At 58.0% G+C, this 16,253-nt stretch carries 15 protein-coding genes and 2 pseudogenes; 9 read left to right on the forward strand and 8 right to left on the reverse strand.

The window, feature by feature from the left end:
- Window positions 1–290: 290 nt before the first annotated feature.
- The 4 genes and pseudogenes from pyk (at window position 291) to IVB48_RS34860 (ending at window position 4,465) form a co-directional block, all read left to right on the forward strand.
- On the forward strand, window positions 291–1,703 hold the full coding sequence (gene pyk, locus IVB48_RS34845) for a pyruvate kinase (RefSeq protein WP_247407393.1): 1,413 nt from the start codon (window positions 291–293) through the stop codon (window positions 1,701–1,703).
- A 271-nt stretch (window positions 1,704–1,974) separates the two neighbouring features.
- Window positions 1,975–2,352: a nuclear transport factor 2 family protein gene (locus tag IVB48_RS34850; RefSeq protein WP_247407396.1), complete on the forward strand. Its 378-nt coding sequence runs from the start codon at window positions 1,975–1,977 to the stop codon at window positions 2,350–2,352.
- Window positions 2,353–2,635: 283 nt separating this feature from the next.
- Window positions 2,636–3,602: pseudogene (locus IVB48_RS34855) on the forward strand (IS481 family transposase).
- A 380-nt stretch (window positions 3,603–3,982) separates the two neighbouring features.
- Entirely contained in the window at window positions 3,983–4,465 is a 483-nt protein-coding gene (locus IVB48_RS34860; protein WP_247407399.1) for a DUF4145 domain-containing protein, read from the forward strand.
- Here IVB48_RS34860 and IVB48_RS34865 read toward each other — a convergent pair whose 3' ends face one another.
- The 4 genes and pseudogenes from IVB48_RS34865 to IVB48_RS34880 form a co-directional block, all read right to left on the reverse strand.
- Window positions 4,466–5,182, reverse strand: coding sequence for a hypothetical protein (locus tag IVB48_RS34865; RefSeq protein WP_247407402.1), 717 nt, complete (start codon window positions 5,180–5,182; stop codon window positions 4,466–4,468).
- 10 nt (window positions 5,183–5,192) lie between these two features.
- On the reverse strand, window positions 5,193–5,858 hold the full coding sequence (locus IVB48_RS34870; protein ID WP_247407405.1) for a TIR domain-containing protein: 666 nt from the start codon (window positions 5,856–5,858) through the stop codon (window positions 5,193–5,195).
- A gap of 6 nt (window positions 5,859–5,864) precedes the next feature.
- Window positions 5,865–6,956 (reverse strand): hypothetical protein, encoded by a 1,092-nt coding sequence (locus tag IVB48_RS34875; RefSeq protein WP_247407408.1) that lies wholly within the window; start codon window positions 6,954–6,956, stop codon window positions 5,865–5,867.
- Between the two features lie 202 nt (window positions 6,957–7,158).
- Window positions 7,159–7,325: pseudogene (locus tag IVB48_RS34880) on the reverse strand (transposase); the annotation flags it as partial.
- 686 nt (window positions 7,326–8,011) lie between these two features.
- On the opposite strand from IVB48_RS34880, the gene IVB48_RS34885 reads away from it, so the two are divergent.
- Entirely contained in the window at window positions 8,012–8,470 is a 459-nt protein-coding gene (locus IVB48_RS34885) for a hypothetical protein (RefSeq protein WP_247407411.1), read from the forward strand.
- 113 nt (window positions 8,471–8,583) lie between these two features.
- The gene (locus IVB48_RS34890) at window positions 8,584–9,789 is read left to right on the forward strand and encodes an MFS transporter (protein WP_247407414.1); all 1,206 of its coding nucleotides are present in this window, start codon (window positions 8,584–8,586) and stop codon (window positions 9,787–9,789) included.
- A 96-nt stretch (window positions 9,790–9,885) separates the two neighbouring features.
- On the opposite strand, the gene IVB48_RS34895 is transcribed toward IVB48_RS34890, so the two are convergent.
- Both IVB48_RS34895 and IVB48_RS34900 read right to left on the reverse strand, forming a co-directional pair.
- Window positions 9,886–10,149: a hypothetical protein gene (locus IVB48_RS34895; protein ID WP_247407417.1), complete on the reverse strand. Its 264-nt coding sequence runs from the start codon at window positions 10,147–10,149 to the stop codon at window positions 9,886–9,888.
- Entirely contained in the window at window positions 10,149–10,733 is a 585-nt protein-coding gene (locus IVB48_RS34900) for a hypothetical protein (RefSeq protein WP_247407421.1), read from the reverse strand. Before IVB48_RS34900 ends, IVB48_RS34895 begins: the two co-directional genes overlap by 1 nt.
- Before the next feature lie 118 nt (window positions 10,734–10,851).
- Here IVB48_RS34900 and IVB48_RS34905 point away from each other — a divergent pair, with 118 nt between their 5' ends.
- Window positions 10,852–11,709, forward strand: coding sequence for an rRNA adenine N-6-methyltransferase family protein (locus IVB48_RS34905; protein WP_247407424.1), 858 nt, complete (start codon window positions 10,852–10,854; stop codon window positions 11,707–11,709).
- A gap of 85 nt (window positions 11,710–11,794) precedes the next feature.
- Here IVB48_RS34905 and IVB48_RS34910 read toward each other — a convergent pair whose 3' ends face one another.
- Entirely contained in the window at window positions 11,795–12,091 is a 297-nt protein-coding gene (locus tag IVB48_RS34910; RefSeq protein WP_247407427.1) for a chorismate mutase, read from the reverse strand.
- 432 nt (window positions 12,092–12,523) lie between these two features.
- Window positions 12,524–13,741, reverse strand: coding sequence for an MFS transporter (locus tag IVB48_RS34915; RefSeq protein WP_247407430.1), 1,218 nt, complete (start codon window positions 13,739–13,741; stop codon window positions 12,524–12,526).
- A 516-nt stretch (window positions 13,742–14,257) separates the two neighbouring features.
- Here IVB48_RS34915 and IVB48_RS34920 point away from each other — a divergent pair.
- Together IVB48_RS34920 and IVB48_RS34925 are read left to right on the forward strand one after the other, a co-directional pair.
- Window positions 14,258–14,746 carry a GNAT family N-acetyltransferase gene (locus IVB48_RS34920; protein ID WP_247385283.1) on the forward strand — a complete coding sequence of 163 codons (489 nt, stop codon included), beginning with the start codon at window positions 14,258–14,260 and terminating at the stop codon, window positions 14,744–14,746.
- Between the two features lie 820 nt (window positions 14,747–15,566).
- Window positions 15,567–16,028, forward strand: a complete 462-nt coding sequence (locus IVB48_RS34925; RefSeq protein ID WP_247407435.1) for an NUDIX hydrolase N-terminal domain-containing protein — start codon at window positions 15,567–15,569, stop codon at window positions 16,026–16,028.
- Window positions 16,029–16,253 lie beyond the last annotated feature (225 nt).

Genomic DNA, 16,253 nt, shown 5'->3' on the forward strand with positions numbered 1-16,253 from the left:
TCACGGCATCTGTATCGCGACACGAGGTCAATTCAGTCATCTTGTGCCGTCGATTTTGCTGCTTTGGGAAGCAAGGACCATGTCTTCATTCTGGCGGCGTTCTCCTGTTCGAATCTCTGCTGGATGCCTCCCGGACCGCGTTGAGCCGGGGTGATCAATTTCGCCTTCGGCGGAGGTGCATTGTGGCGGCGGGATGCGAGCCCATCACGCGAGAGTCTGAACGCCATCATCGAAGACCGACCTTCGCATTTTATTCACACGCGTTTCATCCTCTTACGTCTGGAATCAACATGCGTCGTTCGCGCCTCGCCAAAATCGTTGCGACCGTTGGTCCGGCGACAGCTGCACCAGAGCGATTGCGTGCTCTCTATCTCTCAGGCGCAGATACGTTCCGACTCAATTTCAGTCACGGGAGCCCGGACGATCACGCACGGGTCTATGACTCGATCCGCAATCTCGAACGGGACTTCGGCACGCCAATAGGCGTCCTGCAGGATCTGCAAGGACCGAAGATCCGCATCGGCGCCGTCGAAGGCGGCAAGCTCGATCTACGCGCCGGCGAGAAGGTTCGATTTGTGCTCGACGGAGCTACGGGCGGAACGCAATCGATCCCACTACCTCATCCGGAAATATTCGCGGCCGCACGTCCGGGCCAGACTCTTCTCGTCGACGACGGCCGAGTGCGCCTGCGCGTTGAGAGTCCGGGCGATGGGCAGATCATCGCGACAGTTCTCGTCGGTGGAGCGATCCGCGATCGCAAAGGGGTAAACCTGCCAGGTTCGCTGCTTGCTATATCTCCTCTGACGAAGAAGGACCGCGGCGACCTCGCCTTCGGCCTCGCACTCGGGGTCGACTGGGTCGCCCTGTCGTTCGTCCAGAAGCCTTCCGACCTCCTAGAGGCGCGCGGGCTGATCGGCGAGCGTGCCGGTCTGATAGCGAAGATCGAGACGCCTATGGCGCTCGATCGTATCGACGATATCATTCTCCTGTCAGACGGCATTATGGTCGCACGCGGTGATCTCGGTGTCGAAATCCCGCCCGAGGAGGTGCCGGGCCGACAGAAGGAACTCATCCGCGCCTGTCGGCTGACCGGAAAGCCCGTGATCGTCGCAACACAGATGTTGGAGTCGATGGTGGCTGCACCGACAGCGACGCGCGCGGAAGCCTCAGACGTCGCTACCGCCATCTACGATGGAGCTGACGCGGTCATGCTGTCGGCTGAGTCGGCAAGCGGCGCCTATCCAATCGAGGCAGTTGTCATGATGGACAAAGTAATCAGAAGTACTGAACGGCATCATCTCTATCGGTCGCTGGTCCAAGCCTCGCAAGCCGACGAAGAGATGTCCCCACCGCATGCAGTCGCCGCCGCTGGTGCAGACCTTGCGGTGACCCTCAATGCGAAGGCGATCATCGGTTTCACCGCAAGCGGCACGACGGCGGCGCGAATCGCGCGTAAGCGGCCCCCGGTGCCGGTTCTTGCTCTCACTCCAGATGAGAAAGTCGCGCGGCGCATGTGCCTGCTGTGGGGGGTGCACAGCATCGTTTCAGACGATCCCGCCAGCGACGAGGAGATGACGCAGATAGCCGCAGCGGTGGCGCGCAACGAAGGTTATCTTGAGGCAGGTGATTTGATGATCGTCGTATCCGGCGTGCCGTTTGGGCAAATAGGTGCAACCAACAACGTCCGTATTGTCGCCTGCTAAAATGGTTCAGGACAATTTCGCTACATCTGCCCCAAGAAACGAAACCCAGGCACTACGGGCCGAACAATGATCGCCGCCAACGCTCCAATTCTTCATCGGTGAGACCAGGAGCTGACTTGCTTGAGCTCGACTACAGCATTCGGCTCGTTGATTTGCTCCCGGTTATCGAAGAAACGCTTTGAATGCGAGTAGCCGGTGTTAGCGGTGATACACGGCGTACCGGAAGTGGCATTCCAGCTTATCAGAGTCTTCGAACGAAACGGAATCTGTAGTGAACAACAACTCCTTGGTGCCGGACGTCAGCGAATTCCTGGAGCTCTGGGCGCAAACTTTCAATGTGCACGCGCCGGAACGTCTGGTTGTGCTATACGCCGATGATGCGCTGTTTCAGGGTACATCGAGTGCTAAGCTCTGCATCGGCGCTAAAGAGATAGGCACTTACTTTCATGGCATCGCTACCGTAAAAATGGACGTATGGCATTCCGTCACGTTGGCGTACAACGTTGTTTTGGTGGTGGGAAATTATGTCTTTTCACAGTTGCGGAATGGTCATGAGGTGTCGACACCGGCTCGGTTCACCTTCGTATTACGTCGCGAGGACGGCGTGTGGAAGATCGTGCACCATCACTCATCTGCCATTCCCGATTGATCGCCGAACCAAGCTTTGCGGTATCGGAGTTTGTAGCTGAAGTGGCACACTCAGGCTGCCTCTCGCCAGCCTGCCCATCGTGCGGCTGGATCGCCCAAATTTGTCGGACAGCGCTCGCAACGACAACAGGACGGCAGCGAGGTAACGCCTGCTTTGCCGAAGCGACTGACGGCAGAAGGGCAGTCCCTGATCGAACGACGCGACGCCTTCGAGCTGGTGCGCGACTAGGTGTTTGGTCCCAAGCTTTGATGGTGCATTCCTATCGCATGATCAAGGATGCGCTATGGGTTAAGTTTTACACGGCTGCGCCACCACGACGGAGACAGTCCGTCGAGCAACACAAAATAGTCACGAGAGCTTGAGAGCGCTCGCCAAGCGCTACGGTATCAACCAGAAGACTGTCGCGAAGTGGAAGCAGCGCGAGACCGTCGCCGATCGCTCGACAGGCCTCAAAGAAGCCAAGTCGACTGTCCTTTGCATCAAGGATGAGGCGATCATCGTCGCCTTCCGGCGGCATACGCTGCTGCCACTGGACGATTGCCTCTTTGCGCTGCAGCCAACCATCCCGCATCTGACGAGGTCATCTCTGCATCGCTACCTCCAGCGTCATGGGATTAGCCGATTGCCGGAGGTCGAAGGCAGCAAGCCTTCGAAGAAACAGTTCAAGGCTTATCCGATCGGCTATTTCCAAATCGACATTGCTGAGCTCCAGACCGCTGAAGGCAAGCTCTACCTCTACGTCGCCATCGATCGCACCAGTAAGTTCGCCTTCGTGCAACTGGTCAAGAAGGCGGAAAGGACCTCCGCCTCGGCCTTCCTCAAAGCTCTGATCGCCGCGGTCCCCTACAAAATCCACACGGTTCTCACCGACAATGGGATCCAGTTCACCTTCCCCCCGCGCTACGCGGACACGCCCGACGGCAAGATACGCGATCCATATGTTCGATATGCGCTGCAGGGAAAATGGCATCGAACATCGGCTGACCAAGATCAAGCATCCCTGGACCAATGGCCAGGTCGAGCGCATGAACCGGACGATCAAGGAAGCGACCGTCCAACGCTATCATTACGACCGACACGATCAGCTCAAGGCACACCTTGCCAACTTCATCACCGCCTACAACTACGCTCGGCGGCTGAAAACCCTGAAGGGCCTCACGCCTTACGAATACATCTGCAAATGCTGGACTTCCCGGCCACAACGATTCAATCTCAATCCGCTCCAGCAAATGCCGGGACTAAACACCTAGAACGGGCGACTTCATGGGGATACGAGACGGTGGCTAGGTCGTGCCGACCGAGATGTGCATGTTGATATGTCAGTTTTTCGCGACTTTTTTCCGCTTAAATCCACTTTCCAGTCTTTGTTAGCTCAACCTCCAAGCGTAGGCTCCGAGTCTCAATGAAAGACGAACTGGCTACGCTCCACAGCAGAGACAGGAATTCAAGTGCATCCTGCTACTGGAGGGTATAAAGGGCTATGGCAAAAACGCTCCGGAAAATAAAAGCGCCTTGCTCAACGTGCGTGAGGGAGACGACGCATGTTGTGCTATTTCAAACGACGCAGTCGGACGAACATTTCAATTACGCATACGTCATGATTGCCTGCGGAGGCTGCCAAACGATATCCATGGGAGTTCAAACCCGTTTCTTGTCAGACGGTTCAACCACCAGCCAGTACTATCCATCGCCGGTCTCGCGGCAGGAGCCGATATGGCTCCGGTACATGCGCATGGGCATAGACGCTGACCAAGAGAAAATCGGAGAATTGATTTTTGAGGTCTACCGGGCGGTCGACGCGAAGCAGTATCGCCTAGCTGCGATGGGCATCCGTGCCGCATTAGAGCAGATCATGATCTTGAAAATAGGGGATATAGGCACATTCAATCAGAAGCTCGAGCGGTTTCAAAAAGCAGGACTTATCTCGGCAATTCAGCAAGATGCGATGCGGGCGACGCTGGACGTGGGCGATGCCGCAATACACCGAGGCTACAACCCAAGAGAGGCCGAACTCAAGATCGCCTTGGACGTGCTCGATGGCGTGTGCGCGCCGATCTTCGGCCATGTGGACGAGGCCAAACGAATGGGCAAGGCCGTACCGCCGCGCAAATAGTCAGAAGGGGATGTCGTCGTCTAGATCTGACTTCGGCGGTCCGACCCTGGGCTTCGGCGGCTCGATTGTTTTCGGCCCTTTTGGGGGCGGCAACTGCTTCTGTCTCTCGGTCTGCGCGCCCCAGAATACGCGGCCAACTGCGTCCAGAATCTCGACGATCTTAGAGCGCTCCGCCGCGTCTCCAACAACGCCGGAGACTTCCATCGAAAGCGCAGCGAAGCGGTCGAAGCGCGTTCTCGGCTGGTTAACCTCGCTCTGGAGCTCATTGAGCCGGGAGATCAGCTTCTCGCGTTTCCTGTCCTCGACCTCAAGCTTGCCGAATATGTCGAGCACCTGGTCGAGGTGGTGGTGGATCTTGCGCTTCGCGCTGTCATCAAACCGGACAGAATAGCCTTGCGCTCGCTGGCTGCGCCTGATTCGCAGCATCGTAATGTAGTGGGTAACGTCCTTGTTGAAGTCGAGATATGAGTTGAAGCTCACGTTTTCGATCGAGGGTACTTCCGTCTTGAATTCGCCGGCGAGCCCCAGCGCTTCTATCGCTGCCTCTACTTGGACGATGTAGTCGAGATAGAACACTTCGACCCGATCGTCTTGGGTCGCTGCTTCGAGCCGCCGAGCGCATACGCCGCGAAAGTGAGCTTCGAGCTTCAGAAAAGCTTCCTCAGGCTCTTCCGGCAGATCTTCGTACGGGTCTAGGCCTGCTGCGAAATCGTTCATCGGTACCTACTCAGCGGGCTGGCGGGGGGAAGGCATACTGGGCGAGCGTCTGCTCCAAGTCGGCACGCACGTCCGCAGGCAGTAGGTGGCCGTGGCTGCGCATGAGCGGCGGCAGGTACTCCCGAGCACATAAGGCTGCATGGGCGATCTGCCCGTTCCGTTGCGATATTTGCAACAGGTCGACTATTTGACGGTCGGTAGCACGGGCGAGATATGGAAGGATGAGCTGGAAGCGAGCCTCCGCGCTCCGGTAATTGCCGGAGCCGGCAATGAGCTGGGTCGCCGCGTTTATAGCAAAGCCGACTTCGTGCGATGCCAGGCCGGGCAGGATCTGCTCATACGTCGCCCTGCCGCCCTGCAGGAGCGTTGACTGGATATGGTTGATCGCCCCCTGAGGTATAGAGCCGTCGAGTGAGAGCGGGATAATGGTCATGCGCCTGAAAGCCGCTATCCCAGACTCCTGCTTGCACCAGATAGAAGCGTAGTAGCGCTGGCTGAGTATCGGCACGAACAGGTCGGCTAAGCCGACCTGTCGCAGTATCTCGTCGCGCCACTGCATCGAAACTTCGATGTGCTCGTGGGCCATGAAGGCCTGGACGCCCAAGGTTCCCAGGAGAGCCGCGACGCCCGCCGCGATCTCCCGTTCCTCGGTCTGGTAGCTCAAGAAAGCCAGCATCCGGCGTCAGTCCTCTTCCCAGTTAGCAACGGTCAGGATCTTCGGGAGCTCCCCGCAGCGGTGCCAGAACGCGGTCGGTATCTCTATCCGCATCGGATGGTTTTCGTCGACGCCGATGTAGAAGTTGCGCTCGTCGCCGGAGATTGCAAGGTGCACTGGACATCCCGCATGCTTCGTCCACCCCTTCAGGTTTGCGATGCTCATGGGGCCAAATCCGCTCCGAATGGCGTTGGCCTCCTGAAAGATGTTGGCTGCCGAAGAGATGCCTTGAGAAAGTATTCGAGCTGCTTTGGCCTGCTCCTCGGTGGTCATGGCTCGGACGCGTTCTTGCACCTCGTCGCCGAAATCGATCAGGCTGAGCCGCTTCGCGCAGCCTGTCGCGCGGGAGGCGAGCCGGCAGGTCTTGGGGCTGAACATGGGAAAGCCGGGAAAGTCCGCGAAGTGCCGCACGTCGAGGAAGGTCACGACCTCCTGGGCGCCGCCGCGCGTCCGCTTCATCCTGCGGCCTTCCACGTTGACGCTGAGACTGCCCCGACCGACGTGCCGCCAGAGATCAAGCCGCAGCACTTCGTTTATGCGCCGCTGGAGCGTCCCGTGGACCTGTTCGATCGCTTCGAGTACGGGCACCGCATTCTGGATCACCTCGCGCGCCGGTACGTTCAAATGCAGGTTTTTCACGAGGTAGCTAATGGTGCGCCTCTCGGCTTCCTCGCGTTCGAATATTTCGACGGCTTCCCAGTGTCCTTCGGGATTGAGCGTCTGGAAGCACTTGGGGCCGATCATGCGGATGACATGCTCGTCGGGAAACCAGGCGATCTTTCCTCTGCGGGAGTACTTCGGCGCCCGCGGCGAGCAGCACGGGCAGGGGGCATGCCGGTCGGCGGCCTGATGGCTCTCCGGGAGGTCGAACTCGCCAATGTATACGATGCGGGAGCCGACGACCGGCGTGGAATGCGTGTGATGCCGCCACCTGTGCGGTTCACCAGTCTTCTTGATGTGCTCCTTGATCTCACGGAGCACGGCCTGGGCGGCGTCGCGGTTACGGTAGAAAGGCTTCGAATCAAACAACTCGTCGGGGATATCCAAATGTAAAGACATTGCGAATCGCTCCTGAGTGATGTTCTGTCACGCCTGCGGTCCTCCCGATTTTTCGGCTTTGTTCCGTCGCATATACCCGTTCGTTTTTGATTCGTAAGGATCAGGAGCGATTTTGAGGGGTATAACCTGTACGTATCCCCCCTTAAATTATTGCTCGTGCGGACTCTCGACGTGCGAATCACGCGCGCCGGCGGTGGGGATAGGGCCCGTAGCGACTGGGCAGATCGCGCCAGGGCGAGCCCGTCTTCAAAACATAAAAGATCGCATTGATGATGCGCCGGTCATCCACCCGTGCACGCCCCGTGGTTTGTTGGGCAGCAGCGGTGCGATAAAACACCACTCGGTCTCCGAAAAATCGTACCGGGCCATGTTCAAGGTCCTCCTGGGGACCTTGAATCACGAGAACGCAAACGCTCAATGGTCATAGGTACAGAACCTAGGCCGCCCACACCCGCTTATCCGACCAGAGCTCCATGCGCTCGCATATCTGCTCTGCTCGGCGCATGTCGACCGTCACAGGACGAGGCCAGGTGTTCGTGATATCCGGGCGGCGCATCGGCGATCGGATAGGTAGACATGAAACAGGAACTACGGGCGGCCGTCGAGCGAGCGATTCACGCCTACGTTGCCGATACCTATGGCCTAACCGGCAGGGTCTCGACAGTTGTGAAAGGTGCGAATTGGACGTTCGTGATTCGTGACGCCGCCCAAGATCGGGCTTTCGTTCGTCTGTATCGAACATGGGGCCGCTCCGCTGCCGACGTGGCCAGCGAAATGGCCGTGCTCCGAGCCCTTGAAAGTACGCCTGGGCTTGAGGCTTCTCGGCCCCTCATCGACCATGAGGGAAGGTCGTTCTCCACATTCGAATTGCCTGACCGCACCAAGCGCCTTCTTGGCGTCTTCGCTCCGGCTGCGGGGCGGGAACTCGCGGCAACACCGGACGATTGGTGTCCGCCGGCGTTGCCCTGTCCGATTTGCACCGACAGACCAGGCTCACGAAACTTACGCCGAACAGGGAACTTCTGAGCGAGGCGAGGGACAAGGAGACGCTCGCGATGATCGCCGAGACGTCTCCAAGGCTTGCCGACGATATCAGCAAATCACTAGGTCTGCTCGTGGGCGCGGGTGCAAGCCAGTCGATTGGCCCGACAGCGCTTTGTCATGGCGATGTCAGGCCGATGAACATGCGGGTTCAGGACTTCGATTTCGATGATTGTGGGCGGCCCTCAATGGCTCGACGTGGCGGCCATGGTGCTTTGGCTAGAACTCACGGCCGATGGCCATGTTGGCGCACTGTGGAAGGCCTTCCTGACATGACCGGATATGGCTTGGACGAAAGTGAATCCTTTGTCTATTTTGTGTGCCGGATGTTTGCTGGACACCAGCTGCGCATACTGCGGTTCTTGTTTGACTATTGCGAGCTCGACGAAGAGCTGTGGGCTGATGTTCTGACCCAGGCCAAGACGACCGTGAGCAAGGCAGCCCACCGCCAGCTTCGCGCATTTGTCTCCTGATGCGAGGATCTATTCGTGATTGCCCGCAGCACTCGCGAATATTCAGGCGTAAACCGTGACCGCACCGGCGGGCGGGTTTTCCGAGATCGTTTTCAGTGAGCCAAGCGAGAGAGATGCACGGGTTCCATTCGCAAGTAATGCAGCGACGTTGCTTCATTGGCTTTTCTTCCATCTCCTTCTTCATCGTCGGCGCCGGGATTGTCATGCCAGCGTGGGTTGCGTTCGATGTGGGCGGATCGAACCTGGTGGGCCTGGTTCTGCTGGCCTCCAGTCTTGCCGGTTTTGCCCTGGCGCCGCTTAGCGGACATCTCGTCGACCGTCACAATCACCTCAGGGTCACCGCATCGGGACAACTCGTCAGAGCTGTGGGCTTGCTAATGTTGGCTCCGGTACAAGTTTTGCCCGATGCGCTCTCGCGTCCTATCCTCCTTCTATCAACAGTTCTCGGAGCTTTCGGCTACGCGCTTCTAGCAGGCGCGATGAGCGGCATCCTGCAGTCGCTGATTCCCGAGACCGAGCGCATGCGCTTTAACCTGCGATTGTCGTTCTTCAATCAGGCGGGGATGGCTTTGGGCACAGGTGCGGCCGGCTACGGCATCGCTCACGTCGGCAGCGCGACGACCGCCGCCCTGTTTGCCTTCGTGGCGATCTCCGTTCTGCCCCTGTTGAGGAATCTGACCGCGTATCCTACGCGCACACACCCAGCGAAGCGCCTCAACCTGTTTTCGGCTTCTCGTGAAGCGATCAACTATCTTGTGAACGAGCCCCAAACCCTATCCGCGTCGGTATCAGTGGGCCTGGTATTTGCCGTCATTCAGATCACAAACCTGTTGTTACCTGGATTCGTCAGTCATTCGCTCGGCGGAAGTAGTCGCCTCTTCGGTACACTCGAGATGACGGCTGCGATTGCGGGCATGGCCGCTCTAGCCGCTGCGGGGATCCCAGCGGTGGCCAGAAGAATGGCTCGTATGACCACGCCCCTTGTGGCCGCCGCGGCGGGCTCGTTGCTCGTCCTGTCCTTTGCGACCGACCCGCTTGTCGCAATTGTGCTCTATGGGGCGGCTGGGATGCTGTGGAACCTCTCGCGGGCGGCGGCGAACGGACATCTCTTAACCGTGGTCGATTCGGCGCTAATCGGACGCGTTCAGGCCTTTACTAGTCTTTTAACCGGAGCGGTTGGTGCGCTGATCTTCCTGCTTCCCACTTTGCTTCCGAATACGACGGAAGCTCAGCTCTACATGGCATGCGGCGTGATGATCTTAGTCACGACCGCGCTCCTCGCTCTCTGGACTCGCCGCGGCAGACCCGCTCGCACCTGACAGGTCAGCATCGACGATGGGCAATGCCGCCGAGTTCTGGGGCCGAAGGGCGACATCGTGGACGCTCGCGGACGATATCCCCCGGCATACTATTGTCTATTGCTGATTTTTCTCCGCTTGCTCAACGCCGCCAATACTGCCGCCGACGCCAGTTCTCCCGCGCCCGTCGCAGTCTTGTTTCACGCCAACATCCGCCCCCGCAGCCCTGATGAGTTTTCTGAGCTCTTGAGCCGTATTAGCGACCTTCCATCCTTGACGGTCGGACATCTGGCGCACCTCCTCATCGGTGGCGGAAAGGATTTCCACGCTTAGCGATTCGAACAGTCGCTCCAGATCGAGACTCGGGTGCCAGCGTGTCATCACTTGTTCCAGTACTGGTGTTGGCGCAGCAACGTGCGCCTCATCCGTCGTCGTGTCGTGTCGTAATCGAGCTCGGACATCTCATGGATCTTGCAAATCTCTCTAGCCGCCAGACCACCAGCCATGCCTGCGATGATTTTCAGCGCCAGTGGATCACCCTCAAACAGCCGATAGATGTTGGCCAGCGTCTGTGCGGCAACCAAGATCCGCTCCGGATCGGGCACCTCGTCGGCATCTCCACCGGGCCCGCTCCGCTGGTCCTCGTTATCGCGGCTCACGAACAGCCTTTGCTCAAGCCGCGCACGACGCCAATGGTCGTTGCAGATGCTGCGCATGACGCCCGACAGGAAGCCCAGGATGGGCACGCCGGGCGGCCAGGGGCGCGAGCCGTCGAGGGTGCGTGCAATCGCCTCGTGGAGGATGTCGGTCCAGGAGAGCCCTCCCGGCAGGTCGCGGCTCCACAATCGTGCAAGAGCTTTGAGCCGCACGAGATCGATATCGGACAGGGCATCTATCGCAGATGCGACATCAGTCGCATGGGCGACCGCGTTGGCAGGGTGGGGAGTGATAGTCAATGGTTCCATGTTCACAGTGCTATGCGCTCCAGCCAGCCCAGTGCGGACAGCCGAAGAAAAACATTTTTGACGTGTCTGCCCGACCGGAGTTCAGACGCATCGTCTGTATCGCAACAGGAGAGCCTTCATGGACGACACGTTGGCAGCGGCGCGCCGCTGGTATGCAGAAGACCTGGGATACAAAGTCCCGGTCCTGCGTAACCCGAAGCTGATCGAGGCCTTCGCCACCGTTCGGCGCGAGCAATTCGTAGGCCCTGGGCCGTGGAGCATCATCTCCGACCCATACAGCGACCCATTTCTGACTCCTGATGACGACCCGCGCTGGCTCTACCATGACGTTCTCGTGACGATCGATGCGAGTCGTAACCTCAACAATGGGATGCCCAGCTTCTGGGCCCGCAATTTTGACCATCTTAACATCGCCGCCGGCGAGCAGGTACTTCAGGTCGGTGCCGGCACCGGATACTATTCGGCGGTGCTGGCCGAGATTGTCGGACCCGCTGGTCGTGTGACGGCGATCGAAACCGACACAGAGTTGGCGTCGCGGGCCCGAGTGAACCTCGAGAGCTGGCCCCAGGTCGATGTCGTCTCGGGCGACGGCCGGGCGGTAGATGTCGGCGAGGTTGATATCGCCATCGTGTTCGCCGGAGCCACTCACCCATCCCGTGTCTGGCTTGATCGCCTTGTCGAAGGTGGCCGGCTTCTGATGCCTATGACCGACGATACCTGGAAAGGCTTTCTTCTCCATGTGGTACGGCGTCGAGACCACTTCGAGGCCTCTTCCATTGGTGCCGTCTCCATTTATCCTTGCACGGGTGGACGCGATGAGGACGCTGCAAGACGTCTACATAACGCGATCGACGGGTTGCCGCTTCGCAACCTTCCAATTCGCGCGTTGCACGTAGGTGAGCCGAGATTTAACGACTCAGAGAATGTGTGGTTTAGCGGGCCGGGCTTCTGGCTCGAGCGTGATCCTCCATGCTAAGACGACCTACACTGATCGAGCGCATACCTGTTCAGCCAAGTTGAAGATCACCGGCTCCGACGAGAACGCGCGTGGTCGAGCAATTTTACACGTCGGCGTTTGCTCCACGAGTAAGGTCGTGATGCAGGATCACTTCTTTGATAATGAATGATAGGAACTTCTCGGCGAACTCTGGGTCAAGGCTAGCTGCCTGTGCGAGCGTGCGTAGTCTTTCTACTTGGCGTTCCTCACGAGCTGGATCTGCCGAAGGCAATTGAAGTCGCGCTTTTAGTTTTCCGACCTGCCGAGTGCACCTGAAACGTTCCGCGAGAATGTGGATAAGGGCCGCATCGAGATTGTCGATGCTGCTCCGCAGTTCGTTCAATTCGGATGGAGTTTCCAAGTTCGCGTCTCCTTTCTATGCAACCATACTTTCCAGCTTGACACCGGGTCTCTGGCTGAAACATTTTCAGGCTTTCCGACTCACTGGGCCCTCAGCCCGGTCTGATTGAACGAATTCGATCAATCTCAGTACGCCGCCTCGGCATTGAAAGCATTTCTGACTCGAGCGCAGTAAATCAGTATTGGCCCATGTGGCCATCGAGGTCTGCGGGTCTTGGATAGCCAGGCGGCCAACAATCTCAAGAACCACGTACGTTACTGCACTTTCAGGCTCGGCATAATAACGGCATCCGCGGTGCCTAGCCAGCCGCCGCGGTGCGGGCCAGCGCGACCAGGCCAGCGCATTCTTACTTTGGGCGCGGTGAAGGATCGTCGAGCGTGCCAAGTGGTGGATGCCGTTGCTCTATGAGGTCTGGTCATAGGGTCGTATGCCTTAGTCGAACCCACGGACTGCCGGAGTGGCAGCTTCTGCAGCTGCAACTTCACTCATAAAGGCAACAGCCAGTCCGAAGCCGATGAGGCCAATCAGGATCGACCCTGCAGCAAGGGATGTGACCCCGCTAGTTTCGACGAGGATACCGCCGAGAGCGGCCCCGATGGCTATTCCTGCGAAGGTGGTCGAGCTGTTCATTGCCAAAACTAGCTTCGACCTCTCCCCGGCTAGATCGAGAAGCCGGTGCTGGATCGGAACGAGATACATGTAACTCGCGTTGCCCCAAAGAAATGCGATGAGCACGGTTAAGGCACCATGATGCCCGAATCCAACCAGAGCTACGAGAACGATTAGTTGTGCGCCGATCACCGCAATGAGAACTTTGTAGGGGCCGAAACGATCGGTTAGAAAGCCGCACGCTGCGTTTCCTGTCACAGCTCCGAAACCGTACGCAAAGAGCGCGGCTGAGAGCAGCGGCACGCCTGTAAGCAGAGAACCGGTGATAATGACGCTCACATAGGAGTAAACAACGAACTCGGAAATGACCACGAATAGGGTAACCGAAAGAACACCGTAGATAGCCCTGGGAAAGTCTTTCGAAGCCGGGCTTTTTCCGCGCTCCGGCGCCTTTGCAGAGACACCGGACATCATAGGGGCAAAGATCAGCAATGCCAGGAGCCCCGCAACTGCCACGAAACCGAAGGCAAAACGCCAGCCGATGGCATCAGCGATCCAGCTGGTCGCCGGAACACCCGCAACTTGTGAAACGGTCATACCACCGAAGATAAGGGACAATGCCGACCCTTTGCGACCGGGCGGCAGGAGCTCGGTTGCCAATGCGGTGGCCGCCGGGGTGAACATGGCTGCGCCGTAGGCTGAAATGACGCGAGCTGCAGCCAGGGTTGCAAAGTTCGGTGCGATCGCACAGATCACGTTGCCGATGATGAAGATTGAAACGGATAGGATCTGGACATTGCGGCGGCTTGCGGCCCGGAACATCCAGGCATTCAGCGGCGCAAAAACAGCGTAGGAGAGTGCGTAGATTGAGATTATCCATCCCGCCGCACCGGTTGAAATGTTGAGGTCACCAGAAATCACTTCTAGTGCCCCGATGATGACAAACGTATCTAGGCCAATGGCGAACGCAGCGATCATCAGAGCGGCAAGGGTTAGCTTTGTTCGTTTATCAGGAGGGGATAAGCTCATGATCCTGGCCATTCAGTTCATCGTGAGGTGTTCAAAGCCATCATGCAACTCAGGATAAGGGCCAGCCGATGGCCATGCCTGAATACCCGGGGACGACGGCCAAACTGCCACGGCCCCAGCACCTCTCCACATCCTGTGTGATCTCAAGCTGGTCGGGATATTCGAGCACCACGCTGCGTAAGCCCCGCATCATACAAGCCCTCCAGGAGTTTTTTCGCTACAACCGGCGCTGTTGTTTCGAAAAGCGGCTTATTTGATGCTTTTGCGTCGATCTACCCCACCCCGGCGAGCTCGGCGAGTATGACGTCTCGCAGCTTGGCCCCTTCGAAGTGGAGATATTTCACGCTGGCATGACGCGTACATCTTCTCGCCCGGCAGGGCGTGCAAATGCGCGGCGTCAGGATGCAGCGATTCGGTGCACGCGACGCGCTACAGATCACGATTTGGCTCATCCCGCTGCAATTTTGCGGGAATGCTGCGGCCACAATCTGAGATAAGTTTTGGTGAATGGTTGCGAAGGAATCACCAATGAGCGGCACCAAAGTTGATGGCGAAACGGTATTGCGCGCGGCTTGCACTGGCGATGCCCAGGCGCTCTATGACGTGACGGCACAATCGGTTCAAGGACTGGCAATCACCCATTACAAGCCCGAGCAACTGGAGGGGTGGATGGGAGAACGTACTGCCAAATATTACGAGGATGTCATCGCTGCGGGCACCACGATCATAGCCGAGCAGAACGGCGAGGTATTGGGGTTCGTCGACTCAGTTCCTGGCGAGGTGACCCGCCTTTTCGTTTTGCCGAAGGCAGCAGGCCGCGGAATTGGTGAGCGATTGCTCAAAGCTGGTCTTGAAGCCGCGGCAAAGGAACACCCAGGACCAATCAAAATCGAGTCAACCTTGAACGCGCAACGGTTCTATGAACGTCATGGCTTCAGGGCCATCCAGAAGGGCTACTTCTCTCATGGGCTTGGCGGAGATCCGATCGAGATTGTCCTCATGGAAATGGCACGATAGAGCAGAGTGCAGAGCACTTGGTCCTCAGATATCATCTCTATCTGCAGGCCGGCGCGATTTCGAAACATCATGATCGAGCCTTCCTCCTAAGCCGCACGACGTGCCGCCATGAACAACCTAGACCATCGTCTCACCTCTTCCGATCGCACGTACGAAGCTCATTTCGACCGCTCGAACAATCGGTGCCTTCGGTGCCTTCGCCATTGGTTCGAACACATTTGTCATCATCGAAGCAGTCGATGTCAGCTTGCCCACTATGCTGCGCCTTAGACCCCAATTCGCTCTTCGCATCGGCCAGCCTGCCACAGCGGAGCTAGTTTTTAAGTAGTCGCCGCCGCGTAGCCTCGAGTCCGGCGATTTGCCAGGACGCGCGGTATGGAGGCGACCGGCACAAGCATCGACGCGGCCCTCTGATGCTGGCCGATCTCCAGGACATCGCGCCAAGCGCATCTGCGGACTCGTGCGCTGGAACTTGCGACCTCATAACATCGCTCACGCCGCACAAGCGCGCTCAGCTCAAAATGACGTACCAGGGGCCGTCACAGGAACCGTACACAGAAGCTGGGGCAGGAGATCCCGATCTTCAGGAGGCCGCGTCGCGGCGAATTCCGCCCTTCGTTATCCGATGATCGCCGCGCTGGGCATTCAAGACCCTGCCTCGCAAGCGGTTTGTGCGGGTGCGACTTCGCTATATTGCGCGGCGACTCGGGATTGGTCATTCATCGCTGTTTGCGCTGACTCTGGCTGAATTCCAAAGCATAAGCTTTCGCCTCAATGCGCCGTTTGCTATGATATCATCGGAATGATGACGGAGTGCGCTATGGAGCCTCAGTGGCTGACGTTTGGGAAACGATTGCAAGCTATTGCATCTAGTGGGCTCCATTTTGCGCGAGATCAATTTGATCGAGAACGTTACGAGGAGATTGCCTCTATAGCCAATGAAATGCTCGCCGACTTGGGAAGTGTTCCCATCGAGAGGATAGAAGGGCTCGTCTCTGATTTCGCGAAGGGCTATGCGACACCGAAAGTCGATGTGCGCGGAGCGATCGTAGAAGAGAACAAGGTTCTTCTGGTCCGTGAGAAGAGCGATGGTCTTTGGGCCTTGCCTGGGGGCTTTGCAGACGTTGGCCTTTCTGCTGCCCAAAATATCGCAAAGGAGTTGTACGAAGAGGCCGGATTAAAAGTGTCTGTTCGTCGCCTCTACGGGGTCCGACACAAGGCCGGCGCTTCCTATTCGCCTGATGTCCGGGATTTTCTACAAAGTTTTCTTTCTTTGCGATAGGCTCTCAGGCGGTGAGACCCGGCCCAGATTGGAGACGAGCGAGGCGAATTTTTTCCCGAAAGATCGTCTACTGAGCTGCACCCGGTTCCGAAGACACCAAGTTAGGTGTTTTATGGAGCCGGAGGCGCGTCATGGAGAGAAGGCAGTTTACGCGGGAGTTCAAGCTTGAGGCCGTGCGGCTGATCAAGCAGCGCGGCGTGTCGTATGCGCAGGCGTCCAAAGACC

The organism is Bradyrhizobium sp. 76 (genome assembly GCF_023073025.1).
GTDB lineage: Bacteria > Pseudomonadota > Alphaproteobacteria > Rhizobiales > Xanthobacteraceae > Bradyrhizobium.

Bases quoted from the DNA above. Each gene is read 5' to 3' on its own strand.
- pyk (WP_247407393.1), top strand. From the start codon at position 291: ATGCGTCGTTCGCGCCTCGCCAAAATCGTTGCGACCGTTGGTCCGGCG.
- IVB48_RS34860 (WP_247407399.1), top strand. From the start codon at position 3,983: ATGGGAGTTCAAACCCGTTTCTTGTCAGACGGTTCAACCACCAGCCAG.
- IVB48_RS34865 (WP_247407402.1), bottom strand. From the start codon at position 5,182: ATGAACGATTTCGCAGCAGGCCTAGACCCGTACGAAGATCTGCCGGAA.
- IVB48_RS34870 (WP_247407405.1), bottom strand. From the start codon at position 5,858: ATGCTGGCTTTCTTGAGCTACCAGACCGAGGAACGGGAGATCGCGGCG.
- IVB48_RS34875 (WP_247407408.1), bottom strand. From the start codon at position 6,956: ATGTCTTTACATTTGGATATCCCCGACGAGTTGTTTGATTCGAAGCCT.
- IVB48_RS34885 (WP_247407411.1), top strand. From the start codon at position 8,012: ATGATCGCCGAGACGTCTCCAAGGCTTGCCGACGATATCAGCAAATCA.
- IVB48_RS34890 (WP_247407414.1), top strand. From the start codon at position 8,584: ATGCACGGGTTCCATTCGCAAGTAATGCAGCGACGTTGCTTCATTGGC.
- IVB48_RS34895 (WP_247407417.1), bottom strand. From the start codon at position 10,149: ATGACACGCTGGCACCCGAGTCTCGATCTGGAGCGACTGTTCGAATCG.
- IVB48_RS34900 (WP_247407421.1), bottom strand. From the start codon at position 10,733: ATGGAACCATTGACTATCACTCCCCACCCTGCCAACGCGGTCGCCCAT.
- IVB48_RS34905 (WP_247407424.1), top strand. From the start codon at position 10,852: ATGGACGACACGTTGGCAGCGGCGCGCCGCTGGTATGCAGAAGACCTG.
- IVB48_RS34915 (WP_247407430.1), bottom strand. From the start codon at position 13,741: ATGGCCAGGATCATGAGCTTATCCCCTCCTGATAAACGAACAAAGCTA.
- IVB48_RS34920 (WP_247385283.1), top strand. From the start codon at position 14,258: ATGAGCGGCACCAAAGTTGATGGCGAAACGGTATTGCGCGCGGCTTGC.
- IVB48_RS34925 (WP_247407435.1), top strand. From the start codon at position 15,567: ATGGAGCCTCAGTGGCTGACGTTTGGGAAACGATTGCAAGCTATTGCA.